Here is a 20377-nt window from a genome sequence, read left to right as displayed (position 1 = left end):
TTATTTATTTACGCAAAAAATTTTCGAAATATGCTTCCAACGCCTCCAGCTGTTCGCTGGCATCCTCTATGGCGTTGAAGGAGCGCCGAAACTGGTCATCAGGGGCATGTTCCTTGAGATACCAAGAGACATGCTTGCGTGCAATGCGAGTTCCTTTGCCTTGACCGTAAAAGTCGTGCAACTCACGCACATGCTTTTGCATTATTTGTTGTACCTCTACAATCGGTAGAGGGGGCAACAGTTCACCTGTGTCCAGATAGTGCTGGATTTCCCGAAAGATCCAGGGTCTTCCCTGAGCAGCGCGACCGATCATTAAAGCATCGGCTCCAGTGTAGTCTAATACTGCTCTGGCTTTTAGCGGGTCTGTTATGTCTCCATTCGCAATAATGGGAATAGAAACATTCTGCTTAACTGTCCGAATGCTGTCGTATTCGGCTTCCCCTTTGAACAAACACTCACGTGTACGCCCATGAATAGTGAGAGCCTGAATACCACAACGTTCAGCCAATTTGGCAATCTCTACACAGTTACGTTCATCAGGTGACCAGCCAGTACGGATCTTGAGAGTAACAGGTACATCTACCGCGTTAACCACAGCAGAGAGGATCTCTGCGACAAGGTCGGGATGACGAAGTAGTGCTGAACCCGCTAGCTTTTTATTCACCTTTTTTACAGGGCAACCCATGTTAATGTCGATAATTTGAGCGCCACTATCTGCGTTTATTTTCGCAGCTGCCGCCATATCAACGGGATCACTTCCTGCAATTTGTACGGAGCGGATCCCCAATTCATCACTATGTACCATTCGTAACCGAGACTTGTCTGTCTGCCAAACCTGAGGGTTGGAAGAGAGCATTTCAGAAACTGTCATACCCGCACCCATATCATAGCAAAGCGACCGAAAAGGTCGGTCTGTAACGCCAGCCATGGGAGCCGCGATAAGGCAATTTTTTAACTGATACTGTCCGATTCGCATAGATGAAAAGAGGGCCAAACTGTGACTGCAAGGGCGCGTATATTACGCATTTTTTGCCAGATATGAAAGGACAAAGTTTAACCAAATTGCGAAAAAAAGTTACTTTTTTACACTTGATTTTTTATGAATTGATTATTTAATCAATAAAAACATAATGTTATGTCTTTTTAAAAATTTAAAAATTGATGCTGTAGAATTGATAAACAAGTGGAACTAAGTAGAGTTTATCAGGCAAAAATGTGATTAATGCCTGATAAACAATAATTAAGTGAAATTTTAACGTAATGAGATCATCTCATTTTGTTTAATATTTATTCGATGTTATTTTTTCACACCGGTAATACGACACCACTCTTCTTTTTCAGCAACAGGATCTAAGTTAAATAATCCTTCATAGGCTGCCGCCACACCTTCTGCTTGTGTCGCTAATACGCCAGAGAGACCTAGATGCCCACCTTGACGAGGCAGTGTACTGATAACGGGTGCAAGTTCACGTAGCGGGCCCGCTAAAATATTTGCCACGACAACATCAGCACTGAGGTTATCTGGCTGGTCTTTTGCAAGATACAGTGTGAGTGCGTCAGAAACACCATTACGTTGTGCATTATCACGGCTTGCTTGGATGGCTTGCGGGTCGATATCAATACCAATTGCTTTTGTTGCACCTAATTTTAGGGCCGCAATTGCTAAAATCCCAGAACCACAACCGAAATCGATAACTGTTTTACCTTCTAAATCTAAACCATCAAGCCACTGAAGGCATAAAGAGGTAGTAGGGTGGGTACCTGTACCAAATGCAAGACCCGGGTCTAGCATGACGTTGACAGCGTTAGGATCAGGCACTTCACGCCAACTTGGGCAAATCCATAAACGTTCGCCAAAACGCATCGGGTGGAAGTTATCCATCCATTCACGTTCCCAGTCTTTATCTTCGAGTTGTTCAATTTTATGTAGGAAGCCTTGACCTAGCAGTGGTGTGTTTTCTAACATCGCCACAACGATTTTCATGTCAGTTTCCGCATCATATAAACCGATAACGTCAGTATCACCCCATAGGCGAGTTTCACCCGGTAAAGGTTCAAAGATAGGGGTATCGTGGCTATCTTGGAAAGTCACTGAAACGGCACCGCTTTCAACTAACTCATCACCAATAGCTTCGGCATTGGCGGCAGTTGCATTAAGTCTTAATTGTATCCAAGGCATAATTAATCTCTTTAAAAACGAATTCACTGTAATGATGTTGATTGTGGCAGAGTATGCTCTCCAAATCGATTAGCAACAAGAAATGCCACTAAGCTCAATAACAGTGAAGGAACGATAGGGTGGAATCCGGCTATTTGGATATTAAATGTCGCAAGAGTGGCATAAAGTGTGGCACCTGTGATCATGCCTGCAATAGCGCCATAACGGTTCGCTTTTTCCCAATAAAGCCCAAGAACTAAAGGCCATAAGAAAACAGCTTGTAGGCCACCAAAAGCGAGTAAATTAAGCCAAATAATCATTGATGGTGGGTTCCATGCAGCAAACAGTAGTAACACACCTAAAATCAAGGTCGAAAGGCTCGATAAACGAGATATACGTTTCTCATTAGTGATCGCATGAGGGGCGATATTGAGATAGAGATCTTTGACCAGTGTCGCTGAGGATTGTAACAGTTGCGCATTAATCGTAGACATAATGGCAGCCATTGGTGCTGCAAGGAAAATACCTGCTGCAATAGGCGGTAATACTTCAACCATTAATGTTGGGATAACCTGATCAGGAACAGTCAGATCAGGAATAATCGCCCGACCTAATGCACCAGCAAAGTGCATACCAAACATCAATAACGACATCACTATAGTGCCAATAATGATCCCTTTATGCATGGCTTTGCTGTCTTTGTAAGAGATGCAACGTACCGCAGTATGAGGCAAACCTATGACACCAAAACAGACCAGTACCCAAAATGAAGCCATAAAAGGCCCTGTTAGAATACCATCCGCACCTTGAGGTGAGGTTAATGCAGGATCGATGGCATTGAGTTTTTGTATCGCAATATCTAAACCACCCGCTTTATAGATAATGGCAACCAGTAGGATAAAGGTACCGAGTAGCATTACAAGGCCTTGTAATGCATCGTTTAATACGCTGGCTCTAAATCCACCAATTGCAGTGTACAGCGCAATCGAGATCCCAAAAATAAGCAAACCAAACTCATAAGGGATACCCGCCGCGGTTTCTAATAAACGTGCGCCACCGATAAATTGCACTGTCATGGCGCCGACAAAAGCGACTAATAGACTTAAACTGGCAAACCAAACGAGAAAACGACTTTTGTAACGCGCATACAGCATGTCGTTTAAGGTAACGGCATTATAACGACGCGCTAAAATAGCAAATTTTTTCCCTAATACTCCAAGGGACAGCCAAATCGCGGGCAGTTGGATCATCGAAAGCAATACCCAACCAATACCATATTTATAGGCAGCACCTGGCCCGCCGATAAAGGAGCTGGCACTAACATAAGTGGCAGTGATAGTCATAGCTAGCACGAAGCCACCCATTGAACGATTACCCAGAAAATATTCGTTAAGAAATTCGCCTTTTTCGCGCTTACGATAAGCATAAGCCGACAGCAGAAAGACCAAAAGAAGGTAGCCAATCAGTGGCACTATGACCTCAGTTTGCATCGTCATGCTCATCTCCTAACGGCATATCTTTGAAAAAGTAGTGCACCATCAGATAGCACAACAGAAAAAACAAAACAGGTAAGAATAAGCATGAAAGCTCAAACCAAAGAGGTAAACCAGTAATGCCTAGTGTGTTATCAGGTAAATAAGCGGTAATTAACCAACCCAGCAAATACATAAAAGTTAAAATTAGGGCCCAAAGGGCTTCTTTGTGGGCCTGAACAAAACGTTTGTCCATCTGTTCTCCCAATCTTAATAGGGTTAAAAATGAATGGGAGGATTGTACGGGAAAGTGAGTATTGATTCAGTGAAAATTAATCACAAAGTCACGGGAGAATATTAAAAATAGATTATCTTATTGTTTTAAAAAGATTATTGTTGATTCTTAATTTGATGAGATAATAAAAATAGAGATGAATTTTTATATTAATTGAGAAATGAAGTGTTGAAATAATCACCAGAAATAGGATGTTTAAGATAATTGAAATCGGAAAAAAGAAGAGCAGACATTGAAATAGATTGATCAATGTAGCGCTCTTCTTTGTTTTACTCATCTCATAAATTAAAGGGCATTTTTTATTCTTTCTAATCCTTCTTTGATAATGGCGCGAGGGCAAGCAAGATCAATACGAATATAGTTATCGCCATTACTTACAAACATATTTCCGCCTTCTAATAAAATGCCTGTTTTATTGGCAAAATAGAATGAAAGTTGTTGGTTATCGACATCTTCAGGTAAATAATCTGCCAAATTAATCCATGCTAAATAGGTCGAATCAGGTATTTTAAAGTTTGCTTTTGGAAAATGAGTCTGAGTAAAATCTTGTACTAATTTAAAGCATCGGTATCTTTTCTATCTATAATTTCATCAAAGTTATATTTCATGGTTAAGCCTTTAATACGCCTAATTTAATTAAATAAATTTTAATAAAGCAGAATGCCCGTAAAAATAATCAAATACAGTGATCTATCTAGGGTTTAATTTTTATGTCTTTATGAATATTACGTTAGATTTGCATTCTGAAAATAATATGACGCACTTTGAACAAGACATAATGAAGATTGATAATGTGATTTCTTGCCATAATATTTCAGAACGATATGACTATATGTTGCAATTGGTCGTTAAAGATATGGACGATTTTCATAACGTTTCCATGATGAAAGTACGAGTAATTGGCAATATCAAAAAGATGAACACCAGTTTTAGCATTCGAGAAATAAAACCCTTTAAAGGGTTTCCTATTAAATAGATGCTTATCAGAAAATCAGCAATAAAAAAGGCATAGTGATTAAACTATGCCTTTTCTGGTTAAGTGAAGAAAATTACTTCTCAGCTAAACCTAAACGTTTTTCAAGGTAGTGAATGTTGGTACCACCTTTTTGGAATTGCTCATCATTCATAATGAACTGGTGCAGTTCAACATTGGTTTTGATACCGTCAATGATAAGTTCTGCCAACGCATTTTTCATGCGAGAAATCGCGATTTCTCGTGTTTCACCGTAAGTGATCAATTTACCAATCATTGAATCATAGTGAGGTGGAACAGTATAACCTGCGTAAATATGCGATTCCCAACGTACGCCAAATCCACCTGGTGAGTGGAAACGAGTAATAGTACCCGGGCTTGGCATGAACGTTTTTGGATCTTCTGCGTTGATACGGCATTCAATTGCATGACCATGAACATTAACTTGATCTTGCGTTACTGATAAAGGTAAGCCAGATGCAATGCGTAACTGTTCTTTAATTAAATCGATGCCAGTGATCATTTCTGTTACTGGATGTTCCACCTGAATACGAGTGTTCATCTCAATAAAGTAGAATTCACCATTTTCATACAGAAATTCGAAAGTACCCGCACCACGATAACCGATTTCAATACATGCATTCGCACAGCGTTCGCCGATATTTTTACGGATTTCAGGGGTAATACCCGGTGCTGGTGCTTCTTCAACTACTTTTTGGTGACGACGTTGCATTGAGCAATCACGTTCAGCCAAATAGATAGCATTACCTTGACCATCAGCCATGACTTGGATTTCAATGTGGCGTGGGTTTTCAAGGTATTTTTCCATGTATACCATATCGTTGCTAAATGCCGCTTTTGCTTCTGCACGCGTCATTGTAATAGATTGTTCCAGATCTTTTTCAGAACGAACAACTCGCATACCGCGTCCACCACCGCCGCCAGAAGCTTTGATGATAACTGGGTAGCCAATACGTTTAGCAATTTCAATATTTTTTGCAGTGTCGTTACCTAGAGGACCGTCTGATCCTGGTACACATGGAACACCTGCTTTTTTCATCGCTTCAATGGCTGAAACTTTGTCACCCATTAGGCGGATGGTTTCAGCTTTTGGACCAATAAAAATAAAGCCAGAGCGTTCAACTTGTTCTGCAAAATCAGCATTTTCAGACAGGAAACCGTATCCTGGATGAATGGCTTGTGCGCCACTGATCTCAGCCGCTGCAATAATTGCAGGGATATTTAGGTAACTTTTTGCTGAAGCAGCGGGACCAATACAGATAGTCTCGTCTGCCAGCAGAACGTGTTTTAAATCACGGTCTGCTGTGGAGTGAACGGCAACTGCTTTGATCCCAAGCTCTTTACATGCTCTTAGGATACGCAGTGCTATCTCACCACGGTTGGCAATGAGGATTTTTTCTAGCATGGACCTGCCTCGTTATTCGATAACAAAGAGTGGAGCGTCAAACTCAACATTGTCGCCGTCTTGGCAAAGGATAGTTTTAACAACACCCGCTTTATCAGATTCAATCTGATTCATCATTTTCATTGCTTCAACGATGCACAGAGTATCGCCGACATTGACTTGCTGACCGACTTCAACAAATTTCTTAGCTTCAGGGCTTGGTGAGCGATAGAACGTTCCGACCATTGGTGAACGAACAACGTGACCACTGATTTCTTGCGTTGGAGTCGCTGCTGGTGTTTCTGGTGCTACTGGCGCAACAGCATTGGCTAACGCAGGTTGAGGTGCCGCTGGTGCCGCAAAATATTGCTGAGGAGCCATTTGACCCTGAAGACCAGTATTACGACTGATACGTACTGACTCTTCACCTTCAGAAATTTCTAGTTCAGAAATGCCAGACTCTTCGACTAGCTCGATCAGTTTTTTAATTTTACGAATATCCATGAGTTGATTCCGTACTCTTTTTTGATGTTTTTTATTAAGACAAACGGCTGACCGCTGCCTGTAAAGCAAATCGATAACCTTCTGCACCTAATCCACAGATTACGCCTGTTGCGATATCAGAGAGATATGAGTGGTGGCGGAAAGGCTCCCGACTGTAGACATTGGATAGGTGAATTTCAATAAATGGAATATTCACCCCTAATAATGCATCACGCAGTGCAACACTGGTATGCGTGAAAGCTGCAGGGTTGATTAATATGTAATCGGTATTTCCCCGCGCCGCATGAATTTTATTTATCAGCTCAAATTCAGCATTAGACTGAAAATGGCTAAGTTTCACATTTAATGCCTGAGCATCTGCTGACAAACTTTGAACGATATCATCCAGAGTTAAGTGTCCGTAGGTTTCCGGCTCTCTTGTTCCAAGCAGGTTTAGATTCGGACCATTCAGGAGCAAAATATGAAAATTTTCCGACATTATGCTTCTATCTCCGTCAATTCGTCAACGAAATGACAAAATAACCTGTGCTTTTCGTTTTGTCATCTTTTATTGTATCCAATGTTACGATACATATCACAAAGTCCGACATTATAGACATTTCACAGAAGATAACAGCAAAATACTGGTCTAATCAGGGAGGGAAGGGGATATTTTGATGAAAAGTTAAAAGTTTTTACAAGATTGTAAACGTGAGAAAGCAAAATAAACAGGTGGTGAAAAAACAATCATAACATCACGTTATTTATTGATGTCACTGGAAATCTGAACTTCTTTGAGATGAATCGTTAATATATATTAAAAATGTGATCTACATCACAACTCTGTTACCTGTTTATATAGAAAGACGCTTATTCTGGCACTAAATGAGGCGAATTAATGCCAGAAATAAGCAGGTAAAACCCACGAATTAGAGTTTTACTAATGTTCTACCAGTCACTTGATTATCCATAATCATTTGAGCATAACGTGGAACTTCATCAAGTGTAATTTCTGTCATTGCTTGTTGATAGAATGTTTCTGGCAGTAATTTTAGTAAACGTTGCCAAACTTGAGCGCGTTTTTCCGCTGGGAAATAAACAGAATCGACACCTTGTAAGCGAACATTTCGTAAAATAAATGGCATCACTGTCGTCGGTAAAGAAAAACCACCCGCTAACCCACAAGCAGCCACTGTTCCGTTATAGTTTATTTGCGACAAAATATTAGCAAGAATTTGTCCACCGACGGTATCAATTGCGCCCGCCCAGCGTTGTTTATCTAACGCTCTGCCCGCAGGTTCAAACTCTTCGCGAGTGATAATATCTTTGGCACCAAGTTTGCGTAAATAGTCATGGTTACTGGCTCTACCACTTAATGCGGTCACTTGGTAACCAAGAGCGGTTAATAAACTAATGGCGGTACTTCCTACACCTCCACTGGCGCCTGTAACTAAAATATCACCACTTTGTGGCGTTACACCGCCTTGTTCTAATGCAATAACACAAAGCATAGCCGTAAAGCCAGCTGTACCAATTATCATGGCATTTTTTAAAGATAGCCCTTCAGGTATAGCAGTCAGCCAATCACCTTTTACACCTGCTTTTTGAGCAAGTCCACCCCAATGATTTTCACCTACGCCCCAGCCAGTTAATAAAACATGTTGACCAATATGAAAACGAGGATCTTCACTGTGATGAACGACACCTGAAAAATCGATTCCTGGAACCATTGGAAATTGGCGTAGTATTTTTCCTTTCCCAGTGATCGCTAATCCATCTTTATAATTCAGTGTGGAATAATGAATGTCGACAATAACTTCATGAATAGGCAATATTTTTGCATCGATATCTTGCACAGTGGCATTGAGTTTATCGTCGTGCTGTTCAACTAATAATGCTTTCATCTTGACCCCTTATCGATTTCTATTTGTTCTATGATAAGTGATTTTTTAGATATCGTCGTGATTGTGCACAATATCTATTGTAATAATGAGACAAATAATCCTTTTTTAGTGTATAAACGGGAGGTTCTACGTTTATTGATACAGAGATTATTCTGAGTTTTATATCTTGGTTATTAGATAACACCGCTAATGTTTGGCGATGAGATAAAAATAAGCATTTCCCTTTGTAGTTCGAAATAAAGATAATGCGTTGTTTATGAAGTATTTGAGGTGGATACTTTTATTATTTTTTCAGTCAACTTTGTCGGTGAAACACTATTTAATATCAATAGAGTGATTGAGCTTGTTCAAATGAATAAATTTTATTTGAACTTGCAGTGATGCTTTTGAGTCACAGTTTGGCAACGAAGTCAGATTTTTCTTTATTGATAGAAGCGTTGTTTGTATTGTTACATAAGTTAAATATGAACAGCGTAGGATTGAAATTATGCGTTAATCGTTCTAATTAGCCCATTTTTATGCAGTTTTTTTCTGCTCCAATTGGGAAAAGTAACGTAGAATATTGTGCCTTTATGATTATTTACGTGTCCACTTTAATCTAAGTAGTGAATCGCGCCTTGTCGCTGCTTATTGTGGTTGATAGAGTAGACGGATTTTTCCGTCCCGGCTTGCAGGATTATCCTTTCGTATGTTTAAAAAATTTCGTGGCATGTTTTCCAACGATTTGTCTATTGACTTGGGTACCGCCAATACCCTCATTTATGTCAAAGGACAGGGTATTGTTCTCGATGAACCCTCCGTTGTCGCTATTCGTCAAGATCGCGCTGGCACATCAAAAAGTGTTGCAGCTGTTGGGCATGAAGCCAAACAGATGTTAGGGCGTACACCTGGGAATATCGCTGCTATCCGTCCAATGAAAGACGGTGTGATTGCTGATTTTTATGTAACCGAAAAAATGCTTCAGCACTTCATAAAACAGGTTCATAACAATAGCTTTATGCGTCCAAGTCCTCGCGTGTTAGTGTGTGTGCCTGTTGGAGCAACTCAAGTAGAACGCAGAGCTATTCGTGAATCAGCGTTAAGTGCAGGTGCACGTGAAGTCTTCTTAATTGAAGAGCCAATGTCTGCGGCAATCGGTGCAGGCTTGCCTGTTTCTGAAGCAACTGGCTCGATGGTAGTGGATATTGGTGGTGGTACAACAGAAGTCGCTGTTATTTCATTAAACGGTGTGGTTTATTCATCTTCTGTCCGTATCGGTGGTGACCGTTTTGATGAAGCTATCATTAATTATGTACGCCGTAACTACGGCTCATTAATTGGTGAAGCAACCGCAGAACGTATTAAACATGACATCGGATCGGCTTATCCTTCTGATGAAGTTAATGAAATCGAAGTTCGTGGTCGTAACCTTGCAGAAGGTGTACCTCGTAGCTTTACATTAAACTCTAATGAAATCCTTGAAGCATTACAGGAACCATTAACCGGTATCGTTAGTGCTGTTATGGTTGCGTTAGAGCAATGCCCACCAGAATTGGCATCTGATATTTCAGAGCGTGGCATGGTATTAACAGGCGGTGGTGCGTTATTACGTAACCTTGACCGTTTATTAATGGAAGAAACGGGTATTCCTGTAATTGTTGCTGAAGATCCACTGACTTGTGTTGCGCGTGGTGGTGGCAAAGCATTAGAAATGATCGATATGCACGGTGGCGATCTGTTTAGCGAAGATTGAGATTAATTCTAACAAGGGAGAATGGATTCCCCCTTGGTGAAAATACTAACACCTGTTTTTTAATTTCTCCGTGTGAGTGATCTTAGAGTTTATGAAGCCAATTTTTAGTCGGGGCCCTTCCCTGCAACTAAGATTAATAATCGCCGTGGTTATCGCTATCTCTTTATTGATTGCTGATAACCGTATTGGTGCATTTTCTAAAGTCCGCCAGTATCTTGATACTGCTGTTAGTCCCTTCTATTTTCTTGCAAATGGTCCACGCCGTTTCCTCGATCAAATTTCAGAAACGTTTGCAACGCGTGAGCGTTTACAATTTGAAAACCAAGCTTTGAGAAAAGAGTTATTAGTTCGCAGTGGAGAAAGCCAACTACTAGAGCAATTTAAGCAAGAGAATGCCCGTTTACGAGAATTACTTGGTTCACCTCTTCGCCAAAATGAACAAATGACAGTTACACAAGTTCTATCTGGCAATAGTACGCCTTATCGAGATCAAGTGGTTATTGATAAAGGAACCAATGATGGCGTCTATGAAGGACAGCCGGTCATTAGTGATAAAGGTGTTGTAGGTCAAGTTATTGCCGTAAGTGAGCTTACGAGCCGAGTGCTATTAATTTGTGATACCTCACATGCGTTACCAGTGCAAGTTTTACGTAATGATATTCGTGTGATTGCCTCAGGTGCGGGTTGTGCAGATGATTTAGTGCTTGAAGCTTTACCTGCTAATATCGATATTCGTGTGGGGGATGTTTTAGTCACATCAGGACTCGGTGGCCGTTTTCCTGAGGGTTACCCGGTTGGTGTTGTTGCTTCAGTTAAAGTTGATAATCAACGTGCTTATTCAGTGATTAATGTTCGTCCTTCCGCAGAATTACAGCGTTTACGTTATTTACTTTTATTATGGAATGCATCAGATAAAACAGGAGAACCTCCGTTACCTTCAGAGGTGTATCACGCAGCGAATGAGCGTCTAATGCAATTGATGCCACAAGTCTTACCTAATTATGAGCAAGCAGGGCCTCCACTTCCTCGTTCTATGTCTCAAGAGCCATTAGAAAATACGCCAGAGACGGGTAATGGAACAACTACGCCAGCTACAACACCAACTACACCTAGCACAACAAGAAGTAGGTAACTCCGATGAATCCTTATCAAAGTCGCGGGCGTTGGATTGTTTGGCTCTCTTTTCTTATCGCACTTGTTTTGCAAATTATGCCGTGGCCAGAACAGTTGGAAATGTATCGACCTATTTGGCCAATGTTGTTTCTGATTTATTGGATAACCGCGATCCCTCATCGTGTCAGTGTAGGAACCGCATTTGTATTGGGTATGGTTATGGACTTAGTCCAAGGAACAACCTTAGGTGTAAATGCTCTCGCTTATACGTTAGTGAGTTATGTTATTGCTTTTAAATACCAACTTTTTTGTAATTTAGCGTTATGGCAACAGGCCTTAGTGATAATGTTTAGTGTGGTTGTTGTCGATCTTACTGTATTTTGGGCAGAATTTTTACTTTCACCAGTGACTTTTCACCCTCAAGTATTCTGGAATAGCCCAGTCAGTGGTATTCTTTGGCCATGGCTTTATTTTTTACTTCGCAAAGTCCGTCACCAGTTTTCAGTTCACTAAGTTAATTGGCTTATGACGGTCTCTTTTGCGTTACCGTCATGAGGACATTATCTGTGACCACGCTTTATCTTGCATCCAGCTCACCAAGAAGACGTGAACTTCTCGCGTTATTAGATGTTGAGTTTAGTATTATCACCCCTGCTATTGATGAAATTTGGCAACAAGGTGAAACACCAGAAGATTATGTCCTTCGTTTGGCAAAAGAAAAGTCACAAGAAGGTGTACGACAAGCCCCCTATGATTACCCTGTTTTAGGTTCTGATACTATTGTGGTTCATGATGGCCATATTCTTGAAAAACCACATGATAAAGCCCATGCAGTACAAATTCTACGTTCACTCTCAGGTGCAACTCATCAAGTGATGACGGCAATTGCTATCTCTAATAAAACACGCACATTGAGTCAATTAGTCGTCACACACGTCACTTTTCGAGAGATGACAGAGAGTGAGATTAGCGCGTATATTGAGTCAGGAGAGCCAATGGATAAAGCTGGTGCTTACGGTATTCAAGGAAAAGGAGGCCGTTTTGTTCAACGGATTGAGGGGAGTTATCATGCTGTTGTCGGATTACCTCTTGTTGAAACCGAAGCATTGATAGCTCAATTTTCGTCTCTAGCTAATGAGAAGGTGATTTCATGACAGCTGAGTTATTAGTGAATGTGACGCCATCTGAAACTCGTGTTGCTTATATTCGTGGAGGCATACTTCAGGAAATTCATGTCGAAAGAGAAGCGAAACGAGGCATTGTCGGAAACATCTACAAAGGTCGGGTCAGTCGCGTATTACCCGGGATGCAAGCTGCATTTATTGACATCGGGCTAGATAAAGCCGCTTTTCTACATGCTTCTGATATTATGCCTCACACTGAATGCATCGCAGGTGAAGAGCAGAAAAAATTTAATGTTCGTGATATTGCGCAATTAGTCCATCAAGGCCAAGATTTAATTGTACAAGTGGTCAAAGATCCTTTAGGAACAAAAGGCGCTCGCCTGACCACGGATATTACATTGCCTTCCCGTTATTTAGTATTTATGCCTGGTGCGTCTCATGTGGGTGTTTCTCAACGAATTGATAGTGAAGAAGAGCGCGAGCGTTTAAAGCAACTCGTTGAAGAGTATTGCGATGAAAATGGTGGTTTTATTATACGTACAGCCGCCGAAGGTGTTGGCGAACATGAAATTAAGCAAGATGCCGCTTTTCTTAAACGCTTATGGAATAAAATTATTGAGCGTAAGAAAAGAAATAAAACCCGTATTCAAATTTATGGTGAACTGGCTTTAGCACAACGTATTTTACGTGATTTTGCTGGCTCTGAATTAGATAGCATACGTGTTGACTCTAAATTAACTTATAATCAACTACAGGAATTTATTGGTGAATACATTCCTGAATTAACCGCTAAACTTGAATTGCATCAAGGGAATCAACCTATTTTCGATCTCTATGGTGTTGAAAATGAAATTCAACGGGCTTTAGAACGTAAAGTTGAATTGAAATCAGGTGGTTACCTCATTATCGATCAAACTGAAGCAATGACGACGATTGATATTAATACGGGGGCTTTTGTTGGTCATCGAAATTTAGAAGAAACCATTTTTAATACTAATATTGAGGCAAGCCAAGCCATTGCTCGTCAATTACGATTACGTAACTTAGGCGGTATTATCATTATTGATTTTATTGATATGAATAATGATGAACATAAACGCAGAGTATTGGCATCACTTGAACAAGCCTTAAGTAAAGATAGAGTGAAAACGACCATTAATGATTTTTCTCAACTCGGCTTAGTGGAAATGACACGTAAAAGAACTCGAGAAAGCCTCGAACATGTTCTTTGTGATGACTGCCCAACTTGTCAAGGACGAGGTACGGTAAAATCAGTTGAAACAGTCTGCTATGAAATTTTACGTGAGATCGTGCGTGTACATAAAACGATTGATGCAGATCGCTTCTTAGTTTATGCCTCTACGGCGGTTGCTGATGCGTTAAAAGGTGATGAATCTCATGCATTAGCAGAGGTTGAAATTTTCGTGGGTAAGCAAGTAAAAGTGCAAACTGAGCTACTCTATAGCCAGGAGCAATTTGATGTGGTGATGATGTAATGGAGTCGCCTTCCTAATGAATATGATGGCAGAAAGGAGACAGAAATGAAGCGGCTGCCTAAATACCTGTTAGTGATAACAGTTTTTTGCCTCATCGTTTTTGCCTTGGTGTTAAGCGGGTTTCGCTATTTTCTGCCTCGTTTAGATAATTATCGCCCTGAAATAGAAACGTATTTAACAAAGCAACTCAATAGTCCTGTTTCAATAACGAAAATTAATGGGGAGTGGCAGAATTTTGGCCCTGATATTCAAGTCGAAGGGCTTAATATTAAGAATAAAGATGTGGACGTTACGGCAGAAAAAGTCACTTTTTCGTTTGACGTTTGGCGTTCATTATTCGCTTTTCGCCTTCATTTTCGTGAACTGACCTTTGAACAGTTATATGTCAATTACCAACGCTCTATTTTTACTGGGGAAAGTGGCGATATTACGCTAACTGCACCTGATGATATCTCTTCGCTTTTTCTTGAACAGTTCGATCGCTTTAAGCTAGTTAAAAGCCGTTTTATTTTTCTAACCCCGTCAGGAGATACCAGTACATTACATGTGCCTGAGTTGATGTGGTTAAATCAAAAAAATCGTCACCGTGCTCAAGGTGAAGTCACCCTTGATACACCGATTAATCACTATGGTGGTTTAAAAGTTCGCCTTGACCTCTATACCACGAATGAAGGCTTAATTGATAATGGTAAGGTATTCCTTACCGCTGATGATATTGATATTTCACCTTGGATTAGTCAGTGGGTAAAAAATAATAGTGGTTTAGGTGAAGCTAAAGCGAGCTTATCAAACTGGATTGAAATCACCAAAGGTCGCATTACAGGAAGCCAATTACAAATTCATCAAGGTGAAATGGATTGGCGTGGTGAGGACACTTCACATGTATTAAATGTTGAAGATTTAATTTTACGCATGAGAAGACAAGAAAATGGTTGGCTTGCTGATATTCCTTATACTCGAAAAATTACCATGGATGGTGAAGAGTGGCCTGATGGCTATTTAGCCGTTCTTTATCAACCTAAAGAAAAAAAACATGATGAAGCATGGCGTATTAGAGCTAAAAATATCGAGCTAGATAGGCTGTATGCATTGTTGCCATTATTTTCGTTTTTAACCCCTGATTTTGTACGTCAGTGGCAGTATCGCCAATTCTCCGGTGTGGTTAATGATTTTGCCTTAGATCTCATGCCTGAACACTTTGAGCAAAGTGCGATTAATCTCTCTTGGGAAAATGTAGATTGGAAGCGTTGGCAAGAGATCCCATCAGTACAAAATTTCAGCGGGCAATTAAAAGGAAGCATGCAAAGTGGTGAACTTAACTTTGCCCTAGCGGATAGTAAAATAGATACAGGCGAATTATTTAAAGCACCACTGAATATTGAAAAAGGAAAAGGAACACTCTATTGGCAACATTCAGGGGATAATTTGTCACTTTGGAGCCAAGGACTAGATGTTCAAGCAACATCAGCATGGGTTGCGGGAGATTTTCGTTATGAAAAGCAAGGTGCAGATCAGCAACTTTCTATTTTATCTGGCGTAAGAGTGACCAATGCGGGAGATGCGTGGCGTTATCTGCCAGAAGAGTATGTTGGGAAAGAACTCACTCAATATCTTTCAGATGCAATTATTGCGGGTAATATCGACAATGGAACCTTTATCTTCCATGGCGATCCCACCGATTTTCCTTTTGATAACCACAAAGGGTGGTTTCAAGTTTATGCCCCTGTTAAACATGCAACCTTTAAATTTGATAGTGAATGGCCTGCATTATTCGATCTGGATATTAATCTAGATTTTAAAAATGATGGGTTATGGATGTCTTCTGCACAAGCGAAAGTGGGTAAAGCAACGGCCACAAACTTAAGTGCGGTGATTGAGAGCTATCGACAAGAGAAGATCTTAATTAATGCGGATATTCAAGCCACGGGCGACGAGTTGAAAGAGTATTTCTTAGACTCTCAAATGGAGAGTATTGGTCATACACTTGAAGAGCTTAAAGTTGCAGGAAAAATTAACGGTACATTGAAATTAGATATTCCCTTTGGCGGTGAAGATGTGGTTGCTTCAGGTGATATTAATTTAAAAAACAATGATGTCACATTGAATTTTATGGATACTACGTTAAAGGGCGTCAGCGGGCAATTTCGTTATCACAATGACAAACTTGAAAGTGATACATTAACAGCCAATTGGTTTGGTCAGCCACTCGCATTTTCATTTACAAGCCATAATACTGCGGAAAATTATCAAGTAGATGTTGGTTTAAAAGGCCAATGGGATATTCAAAAAATTCAAGGATTACCTAGCGATATTCAGCAGAAATTTAGTGGTGTATTCCCATGGAATGGCGACGTTAATGTTAAGATCCCCGAAAAAGGTGATGTCGATTATCAAGTTGATTTAACCGGAAATATCAATGCATTAAGTAGCAAGTTAACAGTACCTGAAACTCAGGATCTAAAAAACTCTCCCCCTATTATGATTTCAGCAAACGGTAATAGTGAAACCTTAACAGTGAATGCTAGTGCTGAAAAACAGTGGAAATTTAATAGCCAATGGGGATTAGGTAAACAACTTCGTTTATTACAAGGTAACCTTGTTTCTTCTTCCCTAAAATTACCTGATTTCAGCTCACAACAACGGTTAACCATTGCTCTTAAAGGATTAGATGGAGACAAATGGTTACCGACATTAATCGCATTTTCATCATTAACACCTTCTGAAAATGCAGTAAGTTTCCCTGATAATGTGCATATCAGCTTACCTGATTTAAATTTTGCTGGGCAAAAATGGAATAACCCACAAACTGAAATTATGCGCGTTAATGATGGTGTAAAATTGGCATTTTCAGGCAGTGAATTACGAGGTGATGTATTTATTCCTGAAACGTCGGCACCTTGGCAAGTAAATATTAACTATCTCTATTTTAATGGTGTTTCTGCTTCTCAAGAAGAAAAACCGTTAAAAATGGCCAATATTCCTGATCCTAACGCATTGAAGTTTTCAGTGAAAAATATCCCTTCTATTGATTTTGAATGTCGTGAGTGTTGGATTAATGGTCTACTTTTAGGAAAAATTGAAGGTTCGTTAAAACAAAACAAAGGTGCTTTATTTTTAACTGGCGGTAAATTAGAAAATAGTAGTGGTGAGCTTCAGGTTAATGGTGTGTGGTCTGAAGGTCTGAACGGGAATAACACTACAAAATTAATCGGTAAGCTAAAAGCTGATGAGATTGATGAAATGGCCGCTTACTTTGGGTATATCGTGCCCGTTTTACAATCTCCTCTTTCTGCCGATTTTTCATTACAATGGCATGATACACCGTGGAATTTTAATATTGCGAGCTTAAATGGTGATATTAAATCTGTTTTAGGCAAAGGACGCATAGAGAAAGTCGATGTAGGACAAGCGGGTAAATTATTACGACTAGTTAGTTTTGATGCGCTTTTACGTAAATTGCAGTTTGATTTTAGAGATACTTTCAGTGAGCATTTTGAATATGATTCGATTAAAAGTGAAATTACGATTAATCAAGGTATTATGAATGCAGAGAGTGTTCATGTTGATGGTGTTATTGCTGATATTGCGATAAGTGGGAAAGTGGATTTACTTGAACGTAAAATGGATCTACAAGTTGTAGTCACCCCGGAGATTTCAGCCACAGTCGGTGTTGCCACGGCTTTCGCAATAAACCCAATTGCAGGCGCCGCAGTATTTGCGGCATCAAAAGTTCTGGGGCCACTTTGGAGTAAGATTTCAGTTATCCGTTATCATGTGACCGGAACTATGGAACAACCCAAAATTGACGAAGTACTGCGTCAGCTTAAGGAGAATCAGGCGTTATGAAAAAAGTTAATGTCGCACTTTTGCAACTTTGTAGCGGAAAAAACACAAAAAATAATCTGGCGCAAATCGAGCAACAGATTAAGCAATTACCCGATTCAGTGAAGCTGGTATTAACACCTGAAAATGCGTTACTTTTTTCGAACTCTAAAGATTATCATAAACACGCTGAAATTCAGGGTGATGGGCCGTTACAAAATGCAATTGCTAAAATGGCTCAGCGTTACAAAGTGTGGATCTTAGTGGGTTCTATGCCTTTGATTAGCCGTGACTCTCCAGATCAAATTACCAGCAGTAGTTTGGTCTTCGATGATGAAGGCGTTATTCGTGCTCGTTATGATAAAATTCATATGTTTGATGTGAGTATTGACGATGAACAGGGCGAATATAATGAATCTTCTATTTATCAACGAGGTGAGCGCCTAACCGTGATTGATACTCCTGTCGGAAAATTAGGTTTAACCATCTGTTATGACCTCCGTTTCCCAGGTATTTTCCAAGCATTAAGAGAGAAAGGTGCAGAGATTATTTCTGTACCAGCAGCCTTTACTCGTTTAACGGGGAAAGCACACTGGGAGCCTTTATTACGTGCTCGCGCGATTGAGAATCAGTGTATTATCTTAGCGCCTGCACAAGTGGGTACACATGATACGCGCCGGACTTGGGGTCATACCATGGCGATTGATGGTTGGGGTAAAGTCTTGAAAAAGAACCCTGATGCTGTCAGTGCGCTAACGCTCAATGTGAGTGTCGAGAGTTTACACGGTATGCGCGAACAGATACGGGTCGTGAAACATAACCGCTTTCGCCCGAAACTGACCCACTTAATCAAAAAAGTTAAGGATAAAGAAGAATTATGAGTTTAGCTGTTGTCAGCGAAAGTCTGTTGGAAGCAAACAAACTTAGTTTAGATGATTTAGCATCAACACTAGAGCAGCTTGCACAGCGTCAAATTGATTATGGTGATCTTTATTTTCAATCAAGCTACCACGAAGCTTGGATACTTGATGATCAGATTATTAAAGATGGCTCTTATAATATTGACCAAGGGGTTGGTGTCAGAGCAATTTATGGTGAAAAAACCGGTTTTGCTTATGCCGACCAGTTAACGCTTAACGCACTGAATCAAAGTGCGCATGCTGCGCGAAGCATTGTTCAGGCTAAGGGTAATGGTCGTATCCATACTTTAGGTGCTATTCAACACTCACCGCTGTACAGCTTAAATGATCCGTTACAAAGCCTTTCTCGTGAAGAGAAAATTGCGCTATTACATGAAGTAGATAAAGTTGCGCGTGCTGAAGATAAGCGTGTTAAACAGGTTAATGCATCATTAACGGGTGTTTATGAACATGTGCTTGTTGCAGCAACCGATGGTACGTTAGCAGCTGATGTACGTCCTTTAGTTCGCCTTTCTGTCAGTGTGCTGGTGGAAGAAGATGGTAAACGTGAACGTGGTGCGAGTGGTGGCGGTGGTCGTTTTGGTTATGATTACTTCTTGATGAAAGTTGAAGGTGAAAGCCACGCAGTGACTTATGCACGTGAAGCGGTACGTATGGCATTAGTGAATTTATCTGCAATTGCAGCACCGGCAGGAACAATGCCTGTGGTATTAGGTGCAGGATGGCCAGGCGTATTATTACATGAAGCTGTTGGCCACGGTTTAGAAGGTGATTTCAATCGTCGTGAAACTTCTGTATTTTCAGGGCGCATTGGTGAAAAAGTCACTTCTGAGCTTTGTACTATTGTTGATGATGGCACAATTGAAGGACGCCGTGGCTCGGTTGCTATTGATGATGAAGGTGTTCCGGGTCAATACAATGTGTTAATCGAAAACGGCATTTTAAAAGGTTATATGCAAGATAAGATGAACGCTCGTTTAATGGGGGTTGCACCGACAGGAAATGGTCGTCGTGAGTCTTATGCACATCTTCCTATGCCTCGTATGACTAATACTTACATGCTAGCGGGTAAATCGTCACCAGAAGAGATTATTGCGAGTGTTGATCGCGGTATTTATGCACCCAATTTTGGTGGTGGTCAGGTTGATATTACATCGGGTAAATTTGTTTTCTCAACCTCTGAAGCTTATTTAATTGAAAACGGAAAGATAACGAAACCGATTAAAGGGGCAACACTGATTGGTTCAGGCATTGAAGCCATGCAACAAGTCTCAATGGTGGGCAATGATCTTGCGTTAGACAAAGGTGTCGGTGTTTGTGGTAAAGAAGGGCAAAGCCTACCTGTTGGCGTTGGTCAACCAACCTTGAAGCTGGATAAAATCACTGTAGGTGGTACGGCTTAATTATTGTTACCGTTATTTAGGTGTATTTATTAAACTCCATCAATCGATGGAGTTTTTTATAATGAAGGTGCTAAGTT

The 20377-nt window shown here is 40.4% G+C and carries 18 protein-coding genes; 9 read left to right on the top strand and 9 right to left on the bottom strand.

Annotated elements, in window-relative coordinates:
• Positions 1-4: 4 nt before the first annotated feature.
• The 5 genes from dusB to JEP40_RS10055 form a co-directional block, all read right to left on the bottom strand.
• Entirely contained in the window at positions 5-976 is a 972-nt protein-coding gene (dusB, locus tag JEP40_RS10075) for a tRNA dihydrouridine synthase DusB (protein WP_198623451.1), read from the bottom strand.
• A gap of 321 nt (positions 977-1297) precedes the next feature.
• The gene (gene prmA, locus JEP40_RS10070; RefSeq protein ID WP_198623450.1) at positions 1298-2179 is read right to left on the bottom strand and encodes a 50S ribosomal protein L11 methyltransferase; all 882 of its coding nucleotides are present in this window, start codon (positions 2177-2179) and stop codon (positions 1298-1300) included.
• A 23-nt stretch (positions 2180-2202) separates the two neighbouring features.
• Complete coding sequence (panF, locus tag JEP40_RS10065) at positions 2203-3648, bottom strand: sodium/pantothenate symporter (protein WP_109409296.1); 1446 nt, start codon at positions 3646-3648, stop codon at positions 2203-2205.
• Positions 3638-3886 carry a YhdT family protein gene (locus tag JEP40_RS10060; RefSeq protein WP_198623449.1) on the bottom strand — a complete coding sequence of 83 codons (249 nt, stop codon included), beginning with the start codon at positions 3884-3886 and terminating at the stop codon, positions 3638-3640. Before JEP40_RS10060 ends, panF begins: the two co-directional genes overlap by 11 nt.
• A 324-nt stretch (positions 3887-4210) precedes the next feature.
• Positions 4211-4399 (bottom strand): hypothetical protein, encoded by a 189-nt coding sequence (locus JEP40_RS10055; protein WP_198623448.1) that lies wholly within the window; start codon positions 4397-4399, stop codon positions 4211-4213.
• A gap of 244 nt (positions 4400-4643) precedes the next feature.
• On the opposite strand from JEP40_RS10055, the gene JEP40_RS10050 reads away from it, so the two are divergent.
• Positions 4644-4901, top strand: a complete 258-nt coding sequence (locus JEP40_RS10050) for an Lrp/AsnC ligand binding domain-containing protein (protein WP_269814764.1) — start codon at positions 4644-4646, stop codon at positions 4899-4901.
• 73 nt (positions 4902-4974) lie between these two features.
• Here the strand turns inward: JEP40_RS10050 and accC are convergent, their stop codons facing one another.
• From accC to JEP40_RS10030, 4 genes are all read right to left on the bottom strand, one after another.
• Positions 4975-6324: an acetyl-CoA carboxylase biotin carboxylase subunit gene (accC, locus tag JEP40_RS10045; protein WP_198623446.1), complete on the bottom strand. Its 1350-nt coding sequence runs from the start codon at positions 6322-6324 to the stop codon at positions 4975-4977.
• 12 nt (positions 6325-6336) lie between these two features.
• The gene (gene accB, locus JEP40_RS10040) at positions 6337-6807 is read right to left on the bottom strand and encodes an acetyl-CoA carboxylase biotin carboxyl carrier protein (RefSeq protein ID WP_072069789.1); all 471 of its coding nucleotides are present in this window, start codon (positions 6805-6807) and stop codon (positions 6337-6339) included.
• A 34-nt stretch (positions 6808-6841) separates the two neighbouring features.
• Positions 6842-7285 (bottom strand): type II 3-dehydroquinate dehydratase, encoded by a 444-nt coding sequence (aroQ, locus tag JEP40_RS10035; RefSeq protein ID WP_072069788.1) that lies wholly within the window; start codon positions 7283-7285, stop codon positions 6842-6844.
• Between the two features lie 430 nt (positions 7286-7715).
• Entirely contained in the window at positions 7716-8690 is a 975-nt protein-coding gene (locus tag JEP40_RS10030) for an MDR family oxidoreductase (protein ID WP_198623445.1), read from the bottom strand.
• A 688-nt stretch (positions 8691-9378) separates the two neighbouring features.
• Between JEP40_RS10030 and mreB the strand changes: the two genes are divergently transcribed.
• The 8 genes from mreB to tldD all read left to right on the top strand — a co-directional run bounded on the left by mreB (position 9379) and on the right by tldD (position 20300).
• Positions 9379-10422 (top strand): rod shape-determining protein MreB, encoded by a 1044-nt coding sequence (gene mreB / locus JEP40_RS10025; protein WP_023582893.1) that lies wholly within the window; start codon positions 9379-9381, stop codon positions 10420-10422.
• A gap of 91 nt (positions 10423-10513) precedes the next feature.
• A complete protein-coding gene (gene mreC / locus JEP40_RS10020; RefSeq protein ID WP_198623444.1) occupies positions 10514-11554 on the top strand; it encodes a rod shape-determining protein MreC in 1041 nt (346 codons plus the stop codon).
• A gap of 5 nt (positions 11555-11559) precedes the next feature.
• Positions 11560-12048 (top strand): rod shape-determining protein MreD, encoded by a 489-nt coding sequence (gene mreD, locus JEP40_RS10015; RefSeq protein WP_198623443.1) that lies wholly within the window; start codon positions 11560-11562, stop codon positions 12046-12048.
• Between the two features lie 53 nt (positions 12049-12101).
• Entirely contained in the window at positions 12102-12689 is a 588-nt protein-coding gene (locus JEP40_RS10010) for a Maf family protein (protein WP_198623442.1), read from the top strand.
• On the top strand, positions 12686-14155 hold the full coding sequence (rng, locus tag JEP40_RS10005) for a ribonuclease G (protein ID WP_198623441.1): 1470 nt from the start codon (positions 12686-12688) through the stop codon (positions 14153-14155). The genes JEP40_RS10010 and rng overlap by 4 nt, the downstream gene beginning before the upstream one ends.
• Positions 14156-14200: 45 nt before the next feature.
• Positions 14201-18001: an AsmA2 domain-containing protein YhdP gene (yhdP, locus tag JEP40_RS10000; protein ID WP_198623440.1), complete on the top strand. Its 3801-nt coding sequence runs from the start codon at positions 14201-14203 to the stop codon at positions 17999-18001.
• On the top strand, positions 17998-18858 hold the full coding sequence (nit1, locus tag JEP40_RS09995) for a deaminated glutathione amidase (RefSeq protein WP_198623439.1): 861 nt from the start codon (positions 17998-18000) through the stop codon (positions 18856-18858). Before yhdP ends, nit1 begins: the two co-directional genes overlap by 4 nt.
• Positions 18855-20300, top strand: a complete 1446-nt coding sequence (gene tldD / locus JEP40_RS09990; RefSeq protein WP_198623438.1) for a metalloprotease TldD — start codon at positions 18855-18857, stop codon at positions 20298-20300. Before nit1 ends, tldD begins: the two co-directional genes overlap by 4 nt.
• The last annotated feature ends 77 nt before the right edge of the window (positions 20301-20377 follow it).

This window comes from Proteus vulgaris (genome assembly GCF_016239305.1).
In the GTDB taxonomy this organism is placed as follows: domain Bacteria; phylum Pseudomonadota; class Gammaproteobacteria; order Enterobacterales; family Enterobacteriaceae; genus Proteus; species Proteus vulgaris_C.
Note: the sequence above shows the minus strand (reverse complement) of the source record. Positions and strands in the feature narration are given on the sequence as shown.